Source organism: Gilliamella sp. B2717 (genome assembly GCF_026536675.1).
GTDB classification, from domain to species: Bacteria; Pseudomonadota; Gammaproteobacteria; order Enterobacterales; family Orbaceae; genus Gilliamella; species Gilliamella apicola_I.
Genome location: NZ_JAFNNQ010000028.1, coordinates 1 through 248, shown reverse-complemented (window position 1 = coordinate 248; position 248 = coordinate 1). Strand labels below are relative to the sequence as shown.

General features: G+C 36.3%; 1 protein-coding gene. It reads right to left on the bottom strand.

Going from position 1 to position 248, the window contains the following annotated elements:
• On the bottom strand, positions 1-248 hold a 248-nt coding region (locus tag J3U35_RS05215; protein WP_267360007.1), incomplete at both ends, for a hypothetical protein.

Here is a 248-nt window from a genome sequence, read left to right as displayed (position 1 = left end):
TGCTGTATCTTTGGTATCTAAAACAAAAGAATTAATCTGATTTTGCTCATTTACACTTATAGTGAAACTTGATCGGCTGTTAATATCGCCTTTAGTACAATCAACGCTAATCAACCGTTTATAATCCCACTTAAATACACTTCTAGACTCTTCGTAATTAGCCTGATATTCGCGCACTAATCCTGACCCATCGACATACCAATTAATCCATTCAACGTCATAACCATCAATCCACAATGACTCGACAC